Origin of the sequence: Streptomyces sp. NPDC020731, from assembly GCF_044334705.1 — a bacterium.
GTDB lineage: Bacteria > Actinomycetota > Actinomycetes > Streptomycetales > Streptomycetaceae > Streptomyces.
Genome location: NZ_JBIRTN010000002.1, coordinates 465,175 through 485,069, shown reverse-complemented (window position 1 = coordinate 485,069; position 19,895 = coordinate 465,175). Strand labels below are relative to the sequence as shown.

Below are 19,895 nucleotides of genomic sequence, written 5' to 3'. Positions count from 1 at the left end.
CACGGGGGTGAAGTCCGGCCGCTCGGCGGCTGTGGAGGCCCGGATACGGGCGGCGGGCCTCCACTTGTCCGGGCGGCTGAGCAACGGGGGGAGTGTCCCAGCCGCCCGGGTCTGTGGGGCGTGTGACGTCGGCGGCCGTCAGGCCTTGGCCAGCTCCTTCTCGCCGCCCGGCTCGGGCAGCTCGGCGCGGGGCTCGTCCACGTCGCCGCCGGTGCCGTGGTCGTCGTCCAGCAGCGTCTTCTCGTCGAAGGGGGCGCGGCCGGCCAGGACCTCGTCCACCCGGGCCCGGTCGATCTCCTTGGTCCAGGTGCCGATCAGGACGGTGGCGACGGCGTTGCCCGCGAAGTTGGTGAGGGCGCGGGCCTCGCTCATGAAGCGGTCGATGCCGACGATCAGGCCGATGCCGTCCACCAGGGCCGGCTTGTGCGACTGGAGACCACCGGCCAGCGTGGCGAGACCGGCGCCGGAGACACCGGCCGCGCCCTTGGAGGCCACCAGCAGGAAGAGCAGCAGCGGGATCTGCTCGCCGATCGACATCGGCGTGCCCATGGCGTCGGCGATGAACAGCGAGGCCATGGTCATGTAGATCATGGTGCCGTCGAGGTTGAAGGAGTAGCCGGTCGGGACGGTGATGCCGACCACCGGCTTGCTGACACCCAGGTGCTCCATCTTCGCGATCAGGCGCGGCAGCGCCGACTCCGACGAGGAGGTGGAGAGGATCAGCAGGAACTCGCGGCCCAGGTACTTGAAGAGCGAGAAGACGTTCACTCCCGCGATGACGCGCAGCATCGTGCCCAGCACCAGGAAGATGAACAGGACGCAGGTGGTGTAGAAGCCGAGCATCAGCACGGCCAGGCTCTTGAGCGCGTCGACGCCGGCCGAGCCGGTGACGGCGGCGATGGCACCGAAGGCACCGATCGGGGCCGCCCACATGATCATCGCCAGGACGCGGAAGACCAGCCGCTGGATGTGCTCGATGCCGCGCAGCACGGGCTGCCCGGCGGAGCCCATCGCCTGCAGGGCGAAGCCGCAGAGCAGGGCGACCAGCAGGGTCTGCAGGACCTCGCCGGCGGTGAACGCGGAGACGATCGTGGTCGGGATGATGCCCATCAGGAAGTCGACGGTGCTCTTGGCCTCCGCGTCGACCTGCGCCTGGCCGGTCTCCTTGACGGCGTCGGTGACCGCGAGGCCCGTGCCCGGGTCCAGGATGTTGCCGACGATCAGGCCGATGGCCAGCGCGACGACCGACATCACCATGAAGTAGCCCAGGGCGATACCGCCGACGGCGCCGACCTTGGCGGCCTTCCGTACGGAGCCGATGCCCAGCACGATCGTGCAGAAGATGATCGGCGAGATCATCATCTTGATCAGGTTCACGAAGCCGGTGCCGAGCGGCTTCAGCTCGGTCGCGAAGTCGGGTGCGATCAGACCGACGGCGATACCGAGGGCGACCGCGATGATCACCGCGATGTAGAGATAGTGCGTGCGGTCCCGCTTGGCCTTGGGCTCGGCAGGTGCCGTAGCGGCTGTGCTGGTCACGGCGGCCCTCCTTGACGACGTCGTCGGCATCACCGGCGTGCGGCTCACGTCCGGGGGATGGGGTTTCGGGGAATGCCGTGACTATGTCCTGCCTTGTGAGCGCGGTCACCCTTCCGTTCATTTAGTTCATCGCGGAAGCGCGAGGCAGACTGACGACATGCGCATCCCCCTCCCCCGGCCCCGCAGCCTGGCGGGTCAGCTCTTCGCCATGCAGGCCGTGCTCATCGCGGTCGTCGTGGCCGGGTACGCGCTGTTCACCTACGTCAGCAACCACAGCCAGGCCGAGCAGGGGGCGGGCCGCCAGGCCACGGCGGTGGCCCGCTCGGTCGCCGACTCCCCTTCCGTACGGCAGGCGATCCGCACCTCCCGCCCCTCGGCGCGGCTCCAGCCGTACGCGCTGGAGGTGGTGCGCGACACCGACGTCGACTTCGTCACGATCATGGATCCCCGGGGCATCCGCTGGACCCACCCCGACCCGGACCAGATCGGCCTGGTCTTCCAGGGCAACACGGCCCCGGCGCTCCGGGGCCGCACCTTCACCGAGACCTACACCGGTACGCTCGGCCCGTCGGTCCGGGCGGTCACCCCGATCCGGGACGGCGACCGGATCGTCGGCCTGGTCAGCGCCGGCATAAGGGTCGAGGAGATCAGCCAGCGCGCCCGGGGACAGCTGACGGCGCTGCTCGCGGTCGCGGCCGGCGCCCTCGGGCTCGGCGCGATCGGCACGTACGTCATCAACGCGCGGCTGCGCCGGCACACCCACGGCATGAACGCGGCCGAACTCAGCCATATGCACGACTACCATCAGGCCGCGCTGCACGCCGTGCGCGAGGGGCTGCTGATGCTGGACGGGCAGTACAGGGTGGCGCTGATCAACGACGGCGGCCGGGAGCTGCTGGGGGTGGGCCAGGAGGAGGACGGGGAGGACGTGGTGGGCAGATCGGTGGCGGGGCTGGGTCTTCCGGCGCCGCTGACGGGCGCGCTGCTCGCCTCGGAGCCCCGGGTGGACGAGGTGCACCTGACGGCGGACCGGGTGCTGGTGGTGAACACCTCACCGGTCACCGGCGGCCAGCAGCGCGGCTCGGTGGTGACCCTGCGGGACGTGACCGAGCTCCAGTCGCTGATGGGCGAGCTGGACTCCGAGCGGGGCTTCACCCAGGCGCTGCGGTCGCAGGCGCACGAGGCGGCGAACCGGCTGCACACCGTCGTCTCGCTGATCGAGCTGGGCCGGGCCCAGGAGGCGGTGGACTTCGCCACCGCCGAGCTGGAGCTGGCGCAGGCGCTCACCGACCAGGTGGTGGCGGCGGTGAGCGAGCCGGTGCTCGCGGCTCTGCTGCTCGGCAAGACCGCCCAGGCCAACGAGCGGGGTGTGGAGCTGGTGGTGTCGGACGACAGCCGCCTGGACGACGGTCTGCTCCCGGACACACTGCCCGCCCGGGACCTGGTCACCATCCTCGGCAATCTGATCGACAACGCCGTGGACGCGGCACAGGGCGGGGTGCGGCCCCGCGTGACGGTGACGGCACTGACCGAGGAGGACGGCTGCGGCTCGGAGCTGATCCTGCAGGTCTCCGACACCGGCCCCGGCGTGGACCCGGACCACGCGGAGGCGGTCTTCCAGCGCGGCTTCACGACCAAGCCGTCCGGTCCGGGCGGGCGGGGGCTGGGCCTGGCACTCGTACGGCAGGCGGCGGGCCGCCACGGCGGGGCGCTGTCGGTGACCTCCGCGGACGGGGGCGGCGCCGTGTTCGAGGCCCGGCTGCCGCTCCGGAACACCGCCGCCGCTGTCGCGCAGGGCCCGGGAGGCACCGTATGACCGGGACGACCGGGGAGCCCATCAGAGTGCTGGTGGTCGAGGACGATCCGGTGGCCGCCGACGCCCATGTGATGTACGTCGGGCGGGTACCCGGGTTCGTCGCCGTGGGCAAGGCGCACACCGGGGCGGAGGCGCGCCGGGCCCTGGAGCGCACGCCCGTCGACCTGCTCCTCCTCGATCTGCACCTGCCCGATGTGCACGGACTCCAGCTGGCGCGTTCGCTGCGGGCGGCCGGGCATCACGCCGACGTGATCGCGGTGACGTCGGCACGGGACCTGGCGGTCGTGCGGGAGGGGGTGTCGCTGGGCGTCGTGCAGTACGTGTTGAAGCCGTTCACGTTCGCGACCCTGCGGGACCGGCTGGTGCGCTACGCCGAGTTCCACGCGGCGGTGGGCGAGGCGAGCGGGCAGGACGAGGTGGACAGGGCGCTGGCGGCGTTGCGGGCGCCGGGGCCGGCCGCGTTGCCGAAGGGGCTGAGCGGGCCGACGCTGGAGCGGGTGACGGGGGCACTGCGGGAGGCGGAGGACGGGCTGACGGCGGCGGGTGTTGCCGAGATTGTGGGGATCTCCCGGATCACGGCCCGGCGGTATCTGGAGCATCTGGTGGACGCCGGCCGCGCGGCCCGCCGCCCGCAGTACGGCACCGTCGGCCGACCGGAATTGCGGTACCGCTGGGTGAGCAGGCCGTGACCGGCACCGCCGCGACCACAGGTGCGGTCTTCACCGGATCCCACACCATGTAATAGTTCGAGTACTAGAATGGCCCTTATGAAGTCACCCCGTCCCGGCAGCACGGAGAACATCTCCGTCTCAATGCCTTCGGAACTCCTCAGCGCTCTGCGCACGCGCACCGGCAAGCGCGGCGTATCCGCCTACGTGACCGCAGCCGTCCGGCACCAACTCGCGATGGACGGCCTCGCCGAGATCGTGGCCGCCTACGAAGACGAGCACGAACCGCTGAGCGAGGCCGAGGTCCAAGCCGCGGAGCTCGAACTGTTCGGTGACACTGCGGCCCCGTACGTGTCCGGCGACAGCGCCGCATGAAGGCACCCGCTGCCAGGTCCCTGGTGCTGGACTCCCAGGCCCTGTCACTGCTCCTGCGCAACGACCGCCAGGTGATCACACGGATCGAGGCCGCTCGACGCGTAGGCGTACCCGTCCTCGTGTCCGCCCTGACGGTGGTGGAGGCCGTGTACGGAAAGACGGACACCGCCCGGCTGCACTGGGTGCTCTCCCGCCTCCAGGTCCAGGACGTCACCCACGCGGACAGCCTCACCGCGGTGCGACTCCTGAGCGAGGCCGGCGGCCTGCACGGCCACAAATACGCCATCGACGCCCTCGTGGCCGCGATGGCGCTTCGCGTCCCGGCACCCGTGCTGGTGCTGACCTCGGACCGCGACGACTGGTCGAAACTGTGCGGCGACCGCGTGCAGATCAAGGATCTCTGAGGTTGGCGGTTCGTTCGTCGCACACGGTGATGACCGCCCGCGGGCCGGCCCCAGGCCCCCGCACGCACTCCAGCGGCCGGGCGGGGGCCTCCCGCCGTGCCGGGTCCTGTGCCGCCTCGGTGATGTCCCGGGCGAGTGCGCAGACATCGAGCCCCACCGCCCGCGCCAACTCCTCCACCGCCCGGCGTCCGCCGCCCCCACCCGCGCCCTCGGCCAGGGCCGCCGGCAGTGCCGCTTCCATACGCCGTACTCGCCCTCGTCAACAACTCGCGACCGTGCGTCAAAGGTAGTGCGCGGAAGGGGCGTTCATGCCGCCCTCGCGTACCACACGACCTGCGAGCCAAGCCCCGCCACGGCGAGCGCCTCCAGCGCCGACAACGCGGTCATCAGCCCGCCGCCGTCGCCGTTCGCCCAGAACACGACCAGGGCGGCCAGCGGTACCGCACAGAACGCCGTCAGGTCGATCACGGCCTGAACCGCCTTGCGGGACCGGCGCCGGGTGTCGCTCCGGTGGTACGCCTCCCACCCGAACGTCGTGAAACCACTCCCGTGCGGCGCGAGGGCGGCCAGTTTGGGTCCCAGATCGTCCCGGACATAGCGACCGATCGCCGAGATCTTCTCGTCGTTGACGAGGTAGGTCCATCCGAGGACGACACACACCGGCGGCAGCGCCAGGAGCATCGAGGGCTGCTTCGCCTGGGCCGTGGCGGCGATGACGGCGGCCACGACGGCCAGCGTCACGTAGAGGAGGTTGTCCCGGAACCCGATCCTCGCCTTCTGCTCGTCCTTCACGGTCTGGTACTCGGCGAGCAGCAACTGCCCGACCGTTACGTCCTGTTCCGGCACTCGATTCCCTTCCCCCAGCTGTAACTTATGACTATGCAGGAGACCCGGCCCACTGTTCTGGTCCTGACCGCACTCCCCCTCGAATACGCCGCCGTCCGCGCGCACGTCGAGGAGCGGGAGGAGTTGGTGCACCGTGACGGGACCCGAATCGAGAGGGGTCAACTACCCGGCACTCCCTGGCAGGCCGCCCTCGCCGAACTGGGCATGGGTGCCGATCGGGCCGCCGCCCTCACCACGCAGCTCATCAACTGGCTGCGCCCCGAGGCCGTGTTCTTCGTCGGTGTCGCCGGCAGCCTGAAGGACGACGTCGGGATCGGCGACGTCGTCGTGGGCACGCAGGTGTACGAGATCCACGGCGGCAAGCAGACGCCGGAGGGCTTCCTGGTCCGGCCGAAGGCCCTGCCGGGCTCGCACGCGCTCGAACAGGCGGCCCGTTCCGCCGTGCGGGACATGCCCGGCGTACGGGCGCACTTCCTGCCGATCGCCACGGGCGATGTGGTCCTGGCGGACGCCGAGTCCGAGATCGCCCGCTTCATCCGCGGGAACTACAACGACGCGGGCGCGATCGAGATGGAGGGTTCCGGTGCACTCCAGGCGGCCCGTCTGAACGGCCGGCTGGACGCCCTGGTGATCCGGGGCATCAGCGACCGGGCCGACGCCGAGAAGCACAGGGCCGACGCCTCGGGTTCGCAGAAGCGCGCCGCAGAGCAGGCTGCGGCGGTGACGATGGCGGTGCTGCACAAGCACCGGCCCCGTGAGGGTTCCTCGGACTCCGAGGAGGGCCCCCATCGGCACGGGGACGGCGGAGCGACGTACGGCGGAGACCACATCGACTTCCGGGGCGGCACCTTCCGCGGCCCCGTCACCGGCAAGAGCGACGGGCGACGGTAGGGGCACCGTCCACGGCCCGGTCCCGCGCGCGACCGCCACCCTCCCACCCCGTCCCCCGGGCTTCACCGGCCGATCGGCGGAGCTGGACCGCCTGCTCCCGCATCTCTCCCCCGGCGAGGACGACACGGCCGCGCTGCCGCTCCTCATCTTCGCCGTCACGGGTATGGGCGGCGTCGGCAAGACCGCACTGGCCGTGGAGGCGGCACACCAGGCCCGTGGGAGGGGCTGGTTCCCGGGCGGAACGCTCTTCGTGGACCTGCGCGGGTACGACGAGGACCCGGTCACGGCCGATCAGGCTGTCCTGGCCCTGCTCGACGCGCTCGGCGTACGGGACGGGGACCTGCCGCCGACGGCCGACCGCCAGTACGACGCGTACCGCGCGCTCCTCGCCGAACGACGGGACCGGACGCTGCTGATCCTGGACAACGCCTCGGATCCCGCCCAGTACCTCCCGCTCCTGCCCGGCACGGACCACCACCGGGTACTCATCACCTCCCGGGACCGCCCCGACGCCCTCCCGGTACGCCTGATCGACCTGGAAACGCTCGCCCCGGACGACTCCGTCGCCCTTCTGACCCGTGCCCTGCACAACACCGACGAACGGGACGAACGCCCGGCGCGCGAACCCGAGGCGCTGCGCGAGCTGGCCGATTCCTGCTGCCATTTGCCCTTGGCTCTCCAGATCGCGGCGGGGATGCTGCGTCGGCGACGGCATCGTGACGTCGCCTCTCTGGTGACCGAGATCCGGGAGACCGGGGATGCGACCACCGTCCTCGACCACGGCAGCCCCGGAACCGACCTCTACGGACGCTCACTCGTCCTGCGGCCTGTTCTGGAAACTTCTTACCGCCGGTTGCCGTCCGACCGGGCCCGGCTGCTGCGCCTGCTCTGTCTTGCGCCGGGCGCGGAGACCGGCACGGAGGCGATCTCCGCTCTTACCGGCCACGACACCGAGTCCGTGCTGTCGCTGCTGGAGGATCTGGCTGCCAGGTATTTCGTCACGCCAGTGAGAGGGGGCAACGGGACGGCTCCCGGCATGCGGTGGCGGTTGCATGACTTGGTGCGGGCGTTCGGGGTGGGTGTGGTGGCGGGGGACGCGGGGTTACGGAAGGAGGGGGAGGCGGCGCGGGAGCGGGTGCTGGAGTTCTACGTGCGGTGGGCGGTTGCGGCTGACGGCCGGTTGCGGTGGCTGCCGGGGAGGAGGGAGCCGGAGCGGTTCGGGGACCGGCGGCAGGCGTTGGCGTGGCTGGACGCGGAGCGGTCCGGTCTGGTGGCGGCGGTGGGGTGGGGGCGGGAGGAACGGTTCGCGGACGCGGCGGTGCGGCTGGCTTTATGTCTGGGGGAGTACCTGGAATGGCGGCGATATTTCGACGACTGGATCGCCGTCGCGGAGGCCGCACAGGGAGTCGCGCAGCTTGCCGGGGACCGGTTGGGCGAGGCCAACGCGTGGAGCCACCTCGGCAACGCCCTGCGAGAAGCAGACCGGGCGGAAGAGGCGATCGACGCCCACACCCGGGCCCGCGACCTGCTCCAGGCCGCCGGGGACCGCCACCGCGAGGCCAGCACGTGGGGCAACCTCGGCAACGCCCTGCGGGATGCGGGCCGGGCGGAGGAGGCGGTCGAGGCCCTCACCCGGGCCCGCGACCTGCTCCAGGCCGCCGGGGACCACCACCGCGAGGCCATGGCCTGGAACAACCTCGGCCTCGCCCTGCGGGAAGCAGACCGGGCTGGAGAGGCGATCGACGCCCACACCCGAGCCCGCGACCTGTACCAGGCCACCGGAGACCGCCGCCGCGAGGCCACGGCATGGAACAACCTCGGCGTCGCTCTGCGGAAGGCGGGCCGGGTGGAGGAGGCAGTCGAGGCATACAACAAGGACCTGGAGATCTGCCGGGAGTTCGAGGACTGGTACGGCGAGGGACAGACCCTCCACAACCTGGCCCTCGCTCACGAGGATGCCGGCAGCCCAGCCGAGGCCCGCGCCGCCTACCTCCGGGCCGCCGACGCCTACACCCGCGCCAACGCCCCCACCGAAGCCGCTCAAGCCCGCACCTGGGCCGCCGAACAACCGGGATGAACCCCGTCTTCACCCCGCCCCCGCACAGCATCGATCCCCGCCGGCGCCACCGTGGTGTGCTCCGCGCTCGCCGTCTCACAACTCCCCTTCGCCCTCTGATTCACGAAGAACTCCATGGGCGGAACGTCGGATTCGCGCCGCGTGGGCGGCTGCCCTCCGAGGGCCGGAACGGACCTTTTCGTTCGCACAAACATGCAAGCCCCGTAAGTTCGCCCTCCCCAGGACCCCGCGAGGCGTCAACGACGGCTTACGCATATGCCCACTGAGCTTGCCGTTCGTGGTTCGGCGGGTCTCGGAGCGGGGTTCCGGCCGCTCGGGGCCGAATGCCCGACTCGCCGGTAGCCGCACCTTCCCACAGTCGGTGATGCTGGCCGAACAGACCGTAGTCACCTCCCTCCGGCCGGCCCTAGTTTGTGGGCCGTGCGCCGACTCCCCGCTCGTACGGACCGCCATCCGCCTCCGCCGTTCAACGCCCCCGCCGCCCGCCGACTGCGCGCCGGGCTCGGCATGAACCCGGACCATGTCGCCCACGCCCTGCGCGGCTCCTACGGGCTGCCGTACGTGACGTCCGCTCTCGTCGCCGCCTGGGAAGGCGGGACCGCCGCCCCCTCCCACACCGAACTCACCGCGCTCGCGGGCGTGCTGTGGTGCTCCCCCGGTGAACTCATCGGGCGCCCGCGCACCCTGCGCGAGCACCGCGTCGCGCGCGGCCTGGCACCCGAGGACGTCGCCCGCACGGTCGGCCACGAACTCCACGCCTATCTACGCATGGAGGAGACCGGCCGGTGGCGCGGCACCGAGCGCCAGGCCACCGCCCTGGCCCGGCTGCTCGCCCTCTCCCTGGCCGACGTCGTCACCGTCACCGGCCGGGAGGACGGACTCGCGGAGCTGCTGCGCAGCGCGGCGACGACCCGCTGGCAGGCGTACGTACGGCCGGTCTCGAAGGTCGTCCCACTGGAGCGGCGGCTCCTCGAAGGGGTGCTCCACCGGCTGCACCAGGACTACCAGGGCCACGTGGCCGCCACCCTCAGCTGGGGCGGCGGCCACGGTGACCCGGGCGAGAGCGGCCGGGAGTTCCTCGACCGGATCGTCGAACACTTCTGGACGGCGGCCGAGGGCTCATAGGGGCGCGGGTCTGCGTCGACATGCGGCTGGCGCGTCGACCGCGAACGTCGGCCGTGACCCGCACGCCTGCTTGCGCTGGCGCAACCGCCACCATCGCCACCCCGGCGTGCTGGGAGCCCAACGCCGCGAGCGCTCCCGCGTCCGATCGAACGCCGACACCGCCCCCCACTGCACGGCAGCGCGATCAACCCACTCGTCGCACGTTCGCGGCCAACGCACGAGGCACGTCGCCGCTGTCCGGCCCGAGCCGGACATCAGGGTGCCCGCGCGTGCTGGTGTCAGCTGCTGGAGGGCTGCGCCTGCTTTCGCACGCGGAAGCGGAGCATCGTGACGGCGCCCGACTGGGTGTTGCTGAGGGGTTCCAGGTCGATCCTGTCGAGGCTTGGGGGCGAGAAGCGGACACCGTCGCCCAGTAGCACCGGTAGGACATACACCAGGATCTCGTCGACGAGCCCGCGCCGCAGGCACTGGGCGGCCACGTCAGCACCGAGGATCTCCAGGTTCTTGCCGCCCGCGGCGCCGCGTGCCGTGGCAACGGCTTCCTCGACGTCACAGGTGAGGAACGTGACGGTGGGGTCCGGCTCGCCGGGAGGCTCGTGGGTGAGGACGAACTGTGCTCCCCCGTCGTAGGCGGTGCCCTGGTCGGCCATACGCTTGGCGACCTCGTACGTGCCCCGGCCGACGAGCATGGCGCCCGTGGCCGCCATGACCTCCGGGACCGCATCCGCAGTCAGGTACTCGGCGATCCAGTCCATCGCGTGGCCAGGACCGGCGATGAACCCGTCCAGCGACATCGCCCTGTTCACGACCACTTTGCCGGCGCCGATGCTCACATCGCTCATGCGTCTTCTCCATGGATTTTGGAGGCCGAGGCCGAATCATAGTTCGGCTACGGGGAGGGCGACGACGGAAGTTGCATCCGTATCTGCGGTGGCCGACGCGGACAACCGGCATGGTGAGAGGTGTCGACGGGGCCGCCTCACGGCTCACAAGCCGACTGCCGAGGGAGCCGCTCGACTTCCGGACGGCCGCCAGGCATCCGCCCGGGCAACGCCATCGGAGCGTTTCTCCCGGCGAAGCACCGCGTAGACGGCGTCACGCCGGGAGAAACGCTCCGATCAGCGAACGGCGACGAGATTCGCCGACAGCGTCCGGGAAGGGGCGGCGGGGCGAAGAACCCTCCCGCCCTTCCAGCGCACCCGGCCTAAAAGACCGACTCCGCCTCGTCCATCCGGTCCTTGGGGACCGTCTTCAGTTCGGTGACCGCCTCCGCCAGCGGCACCATCACGATGTCGGTCCCCCGCAGGGACGTCATCCTGCCGAACTCGCCCCGGTGCGCCGCCTCCACCGCGTGCCAGCCGAAGCGGGTGGCGAGGACACGGTCGTACGCCGTCGGTACGCCACCGCGCTGGACGTGGCCGAGGATGACCGGCTTGGCCTCCTTGCCGAGCCGCCGCTCCAGCTCGTACGCCAGGGCCGTGCCGATGCCCTGGAAGCGCTCGTGGCCGAACTTGTCGATCTCGCCCTTGCCGTAGTCCATGGTGCCGTCGGCCGGGTGCGCGCCCTCGGCGACGCAGATCACCGCGAACTTCTTGCCGCGGGCGAAGCGTTCCTCGACCATCTTGACCAGCTGGGCGGGGTCGAAGGGGCGCTCGGGCAGGCAGATGCCGTGGGCGCCGGCGGCCATGCCGGACTCCAGGGCGATCCAGCCCGCGTGCCGGCCCATCACCTCGACGACCATCACGCGCTGGTGGGACTCGGCGGTGGTCTTCAGACGGTCCATCGCCTCCGTCGCCACACCCACCGCCGTGTCGAAGCCGAAGGTGCGGTCCGTGGACGAGATGTCGTTGTCGATCGTCTTCGGGACGCCGACCACCGGCAGGCCCGCCTCGAACAGCATGTGCGCCGCGGTGAGCGTGCCCTCGCCGCCGATCGGGATCAGCGCGTCGATGCCGAAGTCGCGGATCATGTCGGAGGCGTTCTCGCAGGCCTCACGGAGCCGGTCGCGCTCCAGCCGGGAGGAGCCCAGTATGGTGCCGCCGCGGGCCAGGATGCCGCTGACCGCGTCGAGGTCGAGCGTGCGGTAGCGGCCGTCGAGCAGGCCGGAGTAGCCGTCCTCGAAGCCGATGACCTCGTCGCCGTAGTTGTCGACCGCCCGGTGTACGACCGACCGGATCACTGCGTTCAGTCCAGGGCAGTCGCCGCCTGCGGTGAGCACTCCTATACGCATAGTGCTGTGTCTCCTGGTCGCTGTCGATACCGGTGAGCCAGCCCCGATTGTTTCACGTCTCCCCGGGCGCCGCCGACGCCGTACGGGTGGGCGTCCTAGCCAGCGCCGGAGGTATTGTCAAGAGGGGTCCGCTCACCTGGGTGGGCGATTTTTGTGACCCCGCCGAAGACCCTTGGGGCCCTCGACGAAACGGAGAGCGCGCGTGACCCGCAGCGTGTACGTGACCGGTATCGACCGCGGCGACGGCCGTCAGGTCGTCGAACTCGGGGTCATGGAGCTCCTGACCCGGCAGGTCGACCGGGTGGGCGTCTTCCGTCCCCTGGTGCACGACGGGCCCGACCGCCTCTTCGAACTGCTGCGGGCCCGGTACCGGCTCACCCAGGACCCGTCGACCGTCTACGGCCTGGACTACCACGAGGCCTCGGCCCTCCAGGCCGAGCAGGGCACGGACGAGCTGGTGTCCACCCTCGTCGACCGGTTCCACCGGGTCGCCCGCGACTACGACGTGGTCCTCGTCCTCGGCACCGACTACGCCGACACCCAGTTCCCGGACGAACTGTCGCTGAACGCCCGGCTCGCCAACGAGTTCGGGGCCTCGGTGATCCCGGTCGTGGGCGGCCGCAAGCAGACCGCGGAGTCGGTGCGCGCCGAGACCACCAACGCCTACCGCGCCTACGACACCCTGGGCTGCGACGTGCTCGCCGTGGTGGTGAACCGGGTCGCGAGCGAGGAACGGGACGAGCTCGCCGAGCGGCTCGCCACCCGGCTGCCGGTGCCCTGCTACGTGCTCCCCGACGAGCCGGCGCTGTCCGCCCCGACCGTCTCCCAGATCGCGCACACCCTCGGCGCGAAGGTGGTGCTCGGCGACGACTCCGGCCTCGCCCGCGACGCCCTGGACTTCATCTTCGGCGGCGCGATGCTGCCGAACTTCCTCGCCGCCCTGACCCCGGGCTGCCTCGTCGTCACGCCGGGCGACCGCGCCGACCTGGTCGTCGGCGCGCTGGCCGCGCACAGCGCCGGCACGCCGCCGATAGCCGGGGTGCTGCTCACCCTGGACGAGGTCCCCGGCGAGCACATCCTCACCCTCGCCGCCCGTCTCGCGCCCGGCACCCCGGTGCTGTCGGTGCCCGGCACCAGTTTCCCCACCGCCGAGCAGCTGTTCTCCCTGGAGGGGAAGCTGAACGCGGCCACCCCGCGCAAGGCGGAGCGGGCGCTCGGCCTCTTCGAGCGGTACGCCGACACCGCGGACCTCACCCAGCGGGTCTCCGCGCCCAGCAGCGACCGCGTCACCCCGATGATGTTCGAGCACAAGCTGCTGGAGCAGGCCCGCTCGGACCTGCGCCGGGTCGTGCTCCCCGAGGGCGTCGAGGAGCGGGTGCTGCACGCGGCCGAGGTGCTGCTGCGCCGGGGCGTGTGCGAGCTGACCCTGCTCGGTGACGTCGACCAGATCCGCAAGAAGGCCGCCGACCTCGGCATCGACCTCGGTGACACCCAGCTGATCGACCCGGCCACTTCCGAGCTGCGCGACTCCTTCGCCGAGAAGTACGCGGCCCTGCGCGCCCACCGGGGCGTCACCGTGGAGCTGGCCTACGACGTCGTCTCGGACGTGAACTACTTCGGCACGCTGATGGTGCAGGAGGGGTTCGCCGACGGCATGGTGTCCGGTTCGGTGCACTCCACGGCGGCGACGATCCGGCCGGCCTTCGAGATCATCAAGACCAAGCCGGACGCGGACATCGTCTCCTCGGTCTTCTTCATGTGCCTGGCCGACAAGGTGCTGGTCTACGGCGACTGCGCGGTCAACCCGGACCCGGACGCCGAGCAGCTCGCCGACATCGCCGTGCAGTCGGCGGTCACGGCCGCGCGGTTCGGGGTGGAGCCGCGGATCGCGATGCTGTCGTACTCGACCGGTACGTCCGGTACGGGCGCCGACGTCGACAAGGTGCGCGCCGCCACCGAGCTGGTGCGCTCGCGCCGGCCCGACCTGCGGATCGAGGGGCCGATCCAGTACGACGCGGCCGTGGAGCCGTCGGTCGCGGCCACCAAGCTGCCCGGCTCCGAGGTCGCCGGGCAGGCGACGGTGCTGATCTTCCCCGACCTGAACACCGGCAACAACACCTACAAGGCCGTGCAGCGCTCGGCCGGCGCCATCGCCGTCGGGCCGGTGCTCCAGGGTCTGCGCAAGCCGGTCAACGACCTGTCCCGGGGCGCCCTCGTGCAGGACATCGTCAACACCGTCGCCATCACGGCGATCCAGGCCCAGTCCCCCGCCCCGTCCCCGAGCGAGAAGGCGACCACCCAGTGAGCCGCACCCGCGTCCTCGTCCTCAACTCCGGCTCCTCGTCGGTGAAGTACCAGCTGCTGGACATGCGTGACAGCAGCCGGCTGGCCGCCGGTCTCATCGAGCGGATCGGTGAGCGGACCTCCCTCGTCCGGCACACCCCGCTCGCGGCGGGCGGGGAGACCCGGGAGCGCACCGGACCGGTCGCCGGCCACGACGCCGCCCTGAAGGCGATGGCCGAGGAGCTGGCCGCCGACGGTCTCGGCCTGGACTCCTCCGAGCTGGCCGCGATCGGCCACCGGGTGGTGCACGGCGGGAAGCACTTCACCGAGCCGACGGTGATCGACGACCGGGTGCTGGCGGAGATCGAGCGGCTGATCCCGGTGGCGCCGCTGCACAACCCGGCCAACCTGACCGGCATCCGCACCGCCATGACGCTGCGCCCGGACCTGCCGCAGGTTGCCGTCTTCGACACCGCCTTCCACACCACGATGCCGGAGTCGGCGGCCCGCTACGCGATCGACGTCGAGACCGCCGACGCGCACCGCATCCGCCGCTACGGCTTCCACGGCACCTCGCACGCGTACGTCTCCCGGGAGACCGTGAAGCTGCTGGGGAGGGCGCCCGGGGAGGTGAACGTCATCGTGCTGCACCTGGGCAACGGGGCGTCCGCCTCGGCCGTGCGGGGCGGGCGCTGCGTGGACACGTCCATGGGTCTTACGCCCTTGGAGGGGCTCGTGATGGGTACGCGGTCCGGAGACATGGACCCGGCCGTCATCTTCCATTTGATGCGTGTCGGCGGAATGTCCGCCGACGAGATCGACACTCTCCTCAACAAGAAGAGCGGTCTGGTCGGACTGTGCGGTGACAACGACATGAGGGAGATCCGGCGCCGGATCGACGAGGGCGACGAACGGGCGGAGCTCGCGTTCGACATCTACATTCACCGTCTGAAGAAGTACATCGGCGCCTATTACGCCGTTCTCGGACGGGTGGACGCGGTGGCCTTCACCGCCGGGGTCGGTGAGAACGCCGCTGAGGTGCGGGAGGCGGCCGTGGCGGGCCTGGAGGGGCTGGGTCTGGCGGTCGACGGCGGGCGCAACGCCGTACGCGGTGGCGGGCCGCGGCTGATCTCGCCCGAGGGCGCGCGGGTCGCGGTCGCGGTGGTACCGACGGACGAGGAAATGGAGATCGCTCAGCAGACATACGCACTGGTCGGAAGCAACAGCTGAGCAGGGACTTTCTCATTTGTATCTTCCGCCAGACGGAATATTCCGTAGCGAAACAAACCGATAGGATCGCCCCATGCGCCGTTCGAAAATCGTCTGTACTCTCGGCCCCGCGGTCGACTCCCACGAGCAGCTCGTCGCTCTGATCGAAGCCGGCATGAACGTGGCCCGCTTCAACTTCAGCCACGGCTCCCACGCCGAGCACCAGGGCCGGTACGACCGGGTCCGTGCCGCCGCCAAGGAGACGGGCCGGGCCATCGGTGTCCTCGCCGACCTCCAGGGCCCGAAGATCCGCCTGGAGACGTTCGCCGAGGGGCCCGTCGAGCTGGTGCGCGGTGACGAGTTCACCATCACCACCGAGGACGTCCCGGGCGACAAGACGATCTGCGGAACGACCTACAAGGGCCTGCCGGGCGACGTCTCCCGTGGCGACCAGATCCTCATCAACGACGGCAACGTCGAGCTCAAGGTCCTGGACGTCGACGGCCCCCGGGTGAAGTCGATCGTCATCGAGGGCGGTGTCATCTCCGACCACAAGGGCATCAACCTGCCCGGCACGGCGGTGAACGTGCCCGCGCTGTCCGAGAAGGACATCGAGGACCTGCGGTTCGCCCTGCGGATGGGCTGCGACCTGGTCGCGCTGTCCTTCGTCCGGGACGCCAAGGACGTCGCCGACGTCCACCGCGTGATGGACGAGGAGGGGCGCCGCGTCCCCGTCATCGCCAAGGTGGAGAAGCCTCAGGCGGTGGAGAACATGGAGTCCGTCGTGGCGGCCTTCGACGCCGTCATGGTCGCCCGCGGCGACCTGGCCGTCGAGTACCCGCTCGAGAAGGTCCCCATGGTGCAGAAGCGCCTGATCGAGCTGTGCCGGCGCAACGCCAAGCCGGTGATCGTGGCGACCCAGATGATGGAGTCGATGATCACCAACTCCCGGCCGACCCGCGCCGAGGCCTCCGACGTGGCCAACGCGATCCTGGACGGCGCCGACGCGGTCATGCTGTCGGCCGAGTCGAGCGTGGGCGCGTACCCGATCGAGACCGTGCGGACGATGTCGAAGATCGTCCAGGCGGCCGAGCAGGAGCTGCTCTCCAAGGGCCTACAGCCGCTGGTGCCGGGCAAGAAGCCGCGCACCCAGGGCGGTTCGGTGGCCCGTGCCGCCGCCGAGATCGCCGACTTCCTCGGCGGCAAGGGCCTGGTGGCCTTCACCCAGTCCGGCGACACGGCCCGGCGGCTGTCCCGCTACCGCGCCGGCCAGCCGATCCTGGCGTTCACCACGGACGAGTCGACCCGCAACCAGCTGGCGCTCAGCTGGGGCGTGGAGCCGTATGTCGCGCCGTTCGTGAACAGCACCGACGAGATGGTCGAGCTGGTGGAGCAGGAGCTGCTCAAGCTGAACCGCTTCAGCGAGGGCGACATCGTGATCATCACGGCCGGCTCGCCCCCCGGCGTCCCCGGCACCACCAACATGGTCCGCGTCCACCACCTGGGCGGCGCGACCGGCTGACCCGCCGAGGGCCCGTACGCCACCGAGGGCGCCCCCTGTGGCAGGGGGCGCCCTCGGTGTGTTGCGGCTCCCGGGGGGTCCTGACGGCGTTCAGCCGGTGATGTACTGCCGCAGCCCGGGCACGTGCAGGGTGCCACCGAACTGGCCGGCCTGCTTCACCGTCACCTTGGTGAAGTAGATCAGCGGGATGTTCAGCGGCGGTGGGTTCTCCGGGTCGAACGTGACCGGGATCAGGCCGAGCAGGTTCCCGGAGATGCTCTCGGTGTACATCACGGTGTCGCCGTCGCGGATGGTGGACGTCGACCCCTTGGCCGCCTGCACGTGGTGGGTCGCGCCGGACCGCTCGTCCTTGACCGTCTGGTGCAGGTCCCCGATGTCGGTGCCGTCGGAGATGACGTACTTCAGCACCTTCTTGGTGGCACCACTGGCGGTCCGCACCTCGACGATGCCCTGGTAGTCGGCGCCCTTCAGCAGCAGCGAGCTGGCGTTGAGGGTCCAGGGGTCGTCGGGCAGCAGGATCTCGTTGTCGACGCCGCCCTCGGCGTCGGTGGCGACCGGGCAGTCCTCGGGGTCGACCGTGGCCGACGCGGAGGGGCTCGGTGAGGCGGTGGCCCCGGGAGTCTCGGTCGCCTCCTCGGCGACCTCCTCGACCGCCTCCTCGGCTTCCCCGGTGGCCTCCGACGCCTTGTCGGTGGTGTCCTTCGCGATGTCCCCGGCCGCTTCGGTGACCTTCTCGGTGGTCTCCTCCACGGTGCCGGCCGCGGCCTCGGCCTTGTCCTCGGCCTTCTCCTCGGCGGCGGAGGCGGACGGGGTGGGGCTCGCCTCGGCTTCCTTGTCCTTCGGGGTGAGGACGTCCTTGATGGCGTCCCCGAGGCCCTCCAGGATGTTGCGGTCGGTCTCCGAGGGCTCCGGCTCGGGCTCGTCCGTGTCCTCCGCGGCGGGGGCGGAGGGGGCGGGCGCCGACTCGTCCTTGTCGTCCTTGTCGTCGGAACCTGAATCCGACGAAGAGGACGACGAGGACGTGTCCTTGCCCGTGTCCTGGTCCGCCTCCGGAGCCTGCTGCTCAGGGGTCTCCGCCGAGGGCTCCTCGTCCGGGGACGCGCTCTCGCTCGCCGACGCGGACGGCGTGGGCGACGCGGAGGAGTCGTCCTTCTCGGCGCCCTCGACGACCTCCAGACAGGCCTGGTACTCGTCGACGGTCAGGCTGTTCGCCGTCGGCGTCCCGTCGTTGCCGTCGGCGAGGGCCAGCGTCGGCGTGAACCCCATCCCCATGAGGACCGCCGTGGGCATCGCCGCCAGGGCTATCGCCTTGCCGCTCGGCACGTGGAATCTGGTGAACAGCGGCTTCTTCGGGGCCGCGTGACGCGGCCCGCGCACCTCGTCAGCCGACACGCTGCCCCCCTGCGGCCCGGACGCCGTCCGCCTCACCGTCTTCCCCCTTCTCGTAGGGAGCGGCCGGGAACTGCGGTGCCACGGCGGGGTCGTAGGGCGCGTCGTCCGGCGCCGCCTCGCCCGTGGGCGCGTCGGCCCCGTCGTGCTCCCCCGCCGCCTCGACCGGCGGCTCGCCCGGCACCCAGGAGAGGGCGAGCGCACCGCCGACCAGCGCGAGCAGGAAGCCGATCAGGAAGCCGCCTATGTTGGAGACCACCAGCGACACCAGGGCCAGCAGGATCGCCGCGACACCCGCGAAGACCCGGGTGGCCGACTGGAACCACATGGTCAGGCCCAGCGTGAACAGCAGCACGCCGATGATCAGCGACCCCGCGCCGGCCGTCGTCGCCATGGCGAGCGACATGTGGCCCAGCTTGAGCGTGGCGTAGGGGAAGTACGCGATGGGTATTCCGCCCAGCAGCGTGAACAGACCGGCCCAGAACGGCCGGGTGCCCCGCCAGTCGCGGAATCGCAGACGCAGCCGGGTGAAGGTCCCGGTGCTCTGGACCGGAGTCTCGGCACTCATGGAAAAAGCTCCCTGGGTCCGGGGGAAGTACGTACCGGCTCGGCCGTAGGCGTGGAGAAGCCGGAAGTCTGAGTCTGTGAGGGTGGCCCGGCACGCGGGCCTGCCGGGCGGCGGGGCGGAGAAGCGATGACTCCCCCGCCCCCCGGGGCAGCTCAGCTACCCCGGAACACCCCGGTGACGGAAGCCGTCTAGTAGCACTCCATCTTGGAGTCCGTACCGAGACGCATCGACAGGCCGTTCAGCGTGAACGTGCCGGCCGTGGTCGCCCACGCCGTCTGCTTGACGTCGTAGAGGTCGGCCGACTCGGCCTGCTGGGCGAAGCCGCCCGGCAGCACGCTTTCGCCCTCCTTGACGGCGGGGCCGCGGCTCTTGTCCCTGACCGCAACACCGATGTCGATGTTCTTGAACTTCGCGTCAGCGTCGAGCTGGGCGACGTCGATGAAGAGGTTCTTGGCCCTGACCGGCTTCTTCGCGTCGTTGCCCGCCTCAAGACGGAGGTAGACCGTCCCCACGAGGGGGATGTCCGTCTTGACCGACTGGCACATCTCGTTGATCCTCGCCGTCTCGAACGACGAGATCGCGACCGGGACCTTCTTCTTCTTCTTCTCGTCCCCGGCGACCGAGGCGTAGACCTCGTCGATACCGCCGTACTGGGCGAAACCGTCACCGTGCAGGTGACTGGCCGTCACCTTGAACTGCTGGCCGGAGACGCTGAACGACGCCGCGAGGGCGCCCTGCGCCAGGCTGACACCCACCGCCGCCGTCGCGAGCACGCTGGGCACCATGACCACAGCGAACCGCTTCCATCTGGTCCCGCCACGCACCTGGGACTCCATATTTCCTCCTTCTCGGACGTACATCTCCTGCCCCGGCTCGTCGCCATGGACGGCGGATCGGCCGGGCAGGGATGGGAGAAGTGCTACGTCCTCGGGAAGGAGAGCGCCCGAGCTCGA

At 70.9% G+C, this 19,895-nt stretch carries 18 protein-coding genes; 10 read left to right on the top strand and 8 right to left on the bottom strand.

The features are described from left to right. Positions 1-138: 138 nt before the first annotated feature. Positions 139-1,539: a cation:dicarboxylate symporter family transporter gene (locus tag ACH4VX_RS04985; protein ID WP_398365921.1), complete on the bottom strand. Its 1,401-nt coding sequence runs from the start codon at positions 1,537-1,539 to the stop codon at positions 139-141. Positions 1,540-1,696: 157 nt separating this feature from the next. Between ACH4VX_RS04985 and ACH4VX_RS04980 the strand changes: the two genes are divergently transcribed. The 4 genes from ACH4VX_RS04980 to ACH4VX_RS04965 all read left to right on the top strand — a co-directional run bounded on the left by ACH4VX_RS04980 (position 1,697) and on the right by ACH4VX_RS04965 (position 4,802). Continuing rightward, complete coding sequence (locus tag ACH4VX_RS04980; protein WP_398365920.1) at positions 1,697-3,355, top strand: ATP-binding protein; 1,659 nt, start codon at positions 1,697-1,699, stop codon at positions 3,353-3,355. Further along, positions 3,352-4,044, top strand: a complete 693-nt coding sequence (locus ACH4VX_RS04975) for a response regulator (RefSeq protein WP_398365919.1) — start codon at positions 3,352-3,354, stop codon at positions 4,042-4,044. The genes ACH4VX_RS04980 and ACH4VX_RS04975 overlap by 4 nt, the downstream gene beginning before the upstream one ends. A 78-nt stretch (positions 4,045-4,122) precedes the next feature. After that, the gene (locus ACH4VX_RS04970) at positions 4,123-4,398 is read left to right on the top strand and encodes a hypothetical protein (RefSeq protein ID WP_398365918.1); all 276 of its coding nucleotides are present in this window, start codon (positions 4,123-4,125) and stop codon (positions 4,396-4,398) included. After that, positions 4,395-4,802, top strand: a complete 408-nt coding sequence (locus ACH4VX_RS04965; protein WP_398365917.1) for a DNA-binding protein — start codon at positions 4,395-4,397, stop codon at positions 4,800-4,802. The genes ACH4VX_RS04970 and ACH4VX_RS04965 overlap by 4 nt, the downstream gene beginning before the upstream one ends. Here the strand turns inward: ACH4VX_RS04965 and ACH4VX_RS04960 are convergent. Both ACH4VX_RS04960 and ACH4VX_RS04955 read right to left on the bottom strand, forming a co-directional pair. Then, complete coding sequence (locus ACH4VX_RS04960) at positions 4,789-5,043, bottom strand: hypothetical protein (protein ID WP_398365916.1); 255 nt, start codon at positions 5,041-5,043, stop codon at positions 4,789-4,791. The two genes, ACH4VX_RS04965 and ACH4VX_RS04960, sit on opposite strands and share 14 nt — an antisense overlap. Positions 5,044-5,108: 65 nt before the next feature. After that, entirely contained in the window at positions 5,109-5,648 is a 540-nt protein-coding gene (locus ACH4VX_RS04955) for a hypothetical protein (protein WP_398365915.1), read from the bottom strand. A 27-nt stretch (positions 5,649-5,675) separates the two neighbouring features. On the opposite strand from ACH4VX_RS04955, the gene ACH4VX_RS04950 reads away from it, so the two are divergent. The 3 genes from ACH4VX_RS04950 to ACH4VX_RS04940 all read left to right on the top strand — a co-directional run bounded on the left by ACH4VX_RS04950 (position 5,676) and on the right by ACH4VX_RS04940 (position 9,741). Beyond that, positions 5,676-6,539: a nucleosidase gene (locus ACH4VX_RS04950; protein ID WP_398365914.1), complete on the top strand. Its 864-nt coding sequence runs from the start codon at positions 5,676-5,678 to the stop codon at positions 6,537-6,539. A gap of 133 nt (positions 6,540-6,672) precedes the next feature. Continuing rightward, positions 6,673-8,616 (top strand): tetratricopeptide repeat protein, encoded by a 1,944-nt coding sequence (locus ACH4VX_RS04945; protein WP_398365941.1) that lies wholly within the window; start codon positions 6,673-6,675, stop codon positions 8,614-8,616. Positions 8,617-9,027: 411 nt separating this feature from the next. After that, a complete protein-coding gene (locus tag ACH4VX_RS04940; RefSeq protein WP_398365913.1) occupies positions 9,028-9,741 on the top strand; it encodes a helix-turn-helix domain-containing protein in 714 nt (237 codons plus the stop codon). A 278-nt stretch (positions 9,742-10,019) separates the two neighbouring features. Here the strand turns inward: ACH4VX_RS04940 and ACH4VX_RS04935 are convergent, their stop codons facing one another. Together ACH4VX_RS04935 and ACH4VX_RS04930 are read right to left on the bottom strand one after the other, a co-directional pair. After that, positions 10,020-10,583 (bottom strand): dihydrofolate reductase family protein, encoded by a 564-nt coding sequence (locus ACH4VX_RS04935; RefSeq protein WP_398365912.1) that lies wholly within the window; start codon positions 10,581-10,583, stop codon positions 10,020-10,022. A 362-nt stretch (positions 10,584-10,945) separates the two neighbouring features. After that, positions 10,946-11,971 carry an ATP-dependent 6-phosphofructokinase gene (locus ACH4VX_RS04930; protein WP_398365911.1) on the bottom strand — a complete coding sequence of 342 codons (1,026 nt, stop codon included), beginning with the start codon at positions 11,969-11,971 and terminating at the stop codon, positions 10,946-10,948. A gap of 202 nt (positions 11,972-12,173) precedes the next feature. Here ACH4VX_RS04930 and pta point away from each other — a divergent pair, with 202 nt between their 5' ends. The 3 genes from pta (at position 12,174) to pyk (ending at position 16,985) form a co-directional block, all read left to right on the top strand. Next, complete coding sequence (gene pta, locus ACH4VX_RS04925) at positions 12,174-14,276, top strand: phosphate acetyltransferase (protein WP_398365910.1); 2,103 nt, start codon at positions 12,174-12,176, stop codon at positions 14,274-14,276. After that, complete coding sequence (locus ACH4VX_RS04920; RefSeq protein WP_398365909.1) at positions 14,273-15,484, top strand: acetate kinase; 1,212 nt, start codon at positions 14,273-14,275, stop codon at positions 15,482-15,484. Before pta ends, ACH4VX_RS04920 begins: the two co-directional genes overlap by 4 nt. A 73-nt stretch (positions 15,485-15,557) precedes the next feature. After that, a complete protein-coding gene (gene pyk / locus ACH4VX_RS04915; protein ID WP_398365908.1) occupies positions 15,558-16,985 on the top strand; it encodes a pyruvate kinase in 1,428 nt (475 codons plus the stop codon). 90 nt (positions 16,986-17,075) lie between these two features. Here the strand turns inward: pyk and ACH4VX_RS04910 are convergent, their stop codons facing one another. The 3 genes from ACH4VX_RS04910 to ACH4VX_RS04900 all read right to left on the bottom strand — a co-directional run bounded on the left by ACH4VX_RS04910 (position 17,076) and on the right by ACH4VX_RS04900 (position 19,778). Next, entirely contained in the window at positions 17,076-18,377 is a 1,302-nt protein-coding gene (locus ACH4VX_RS04910; RefSeq protein ID WP_398365907.1) for a hypothetical protein, read from the bottom strand. Further along, a complete protein-coding gene (locus tag ACH4VX_RS04905) occupies positions 18,367-18,942 on the bottom strand; it encodes a DUF6114 domain-containing protein (protein WP_398365906.1) in 576 nt (191 codons plus the stop codon). The genes ACH4VX_RS04910 and ACH4VX_RS04905 overlap by 11 nt, the downstream gene beginning before the upstream one ends. A 188-nt stretch (positions 18,943-19,130) precedes the next feature. Next, on the bottom strand, positions 19,131-19,778 hold the full coding sequence (locus ACH4VX_RS04900; RefSeq protein ID WP_398365905.1) for a DUF6230 family protein: 648 nt from the start codon (positions 19,776-19,778) through the stop codon (positions 19,131-19,133). Positions 19,779-19,895 lie beyond the last annotated feature (117 nt).

Bases quoted from the DNA above. Each gene is read 5' to 3' on its own strand.
- ACH4VX_RS04930 (WP_398365911.1), bottom strand. From the start codon at position 11,971: ATGCGTATAGGAGTGCTCACCGCAGGCGGCGACTGCCCTGGACTGAAC.
- ACH4VX_RS04935 (WP_398365912.1), bottom strand. From the start codon at position 10,583: ATGAGCGATGTGAGCATCGGCGCCGGCAAAGTGGTCGTGAACAGGGCG.
- ACH4VX_RS04900 (WP_398365905.1), bottom strand. From the start codon at position 19,778: ATGGAGTCCCAGGTGCGTGGCGGGACCAGATGGAAGCGGTTCGCTGTG.
- ACH4VX_RS04975 (WP_398365919.1), top strand. From the start codon at position 3,352: ATGACCGGGACGACCGGGGAGCCCATCAGAGTGCTGGTGGTCGAGGAC.
- ACH4VX_RS04905 (WP_398365906.1), bottom strand. From the start codon at position 18,942: ATGAGTGCCGAGACTCCGGTCCAGAGCACCGGGACCTTCACCCGGCTG.
- ACH4VX_RS04980 (WP_398365920.1), top strand. From the start codon at position 1,697: ATGCGCATCCCCCTCCCCCGGCCCCGCAGCCTGGCGGGTCAGCTCTTC.
- ACH4VX_RS04950 (WP_398365914.1), top strand. From the start codon at position 5,676: ATGACTATGCAGGAGACCCGGCCCACTGTTCTGGTCCTGACCGCACTC.
- ACH4VX_RS04965 (WP_398365917.1), top strand. From the start codon at position 4,395: ATGAAGGCACCCGCTGCCAGGTCCCTGGTGCTGGACTCCCAGGCCCTG.
- ACH4VX_RS04960 (WP_398365916.1), bottom strand. From the start codon at position 5,043: ATGGAAGCGGCACTGCCGGCGGCCCTGGCCGAGGGCGCGGGTGGGGGC.
- ACH4VX_RS04970 (WP_398365918.1), top strand. From the start codon at position 4,123: ATGAAGTCACCCCGTCCCGGCAGCACGGAGAACATCTCCGTCTCAATG.
- pyk (WP_398365908.1), top strand. From the start codon at position 15,558: ATGCGCCGTTCGAAAATCGTCTGTACTCTCGGCCCCGCGGTCGACTCC.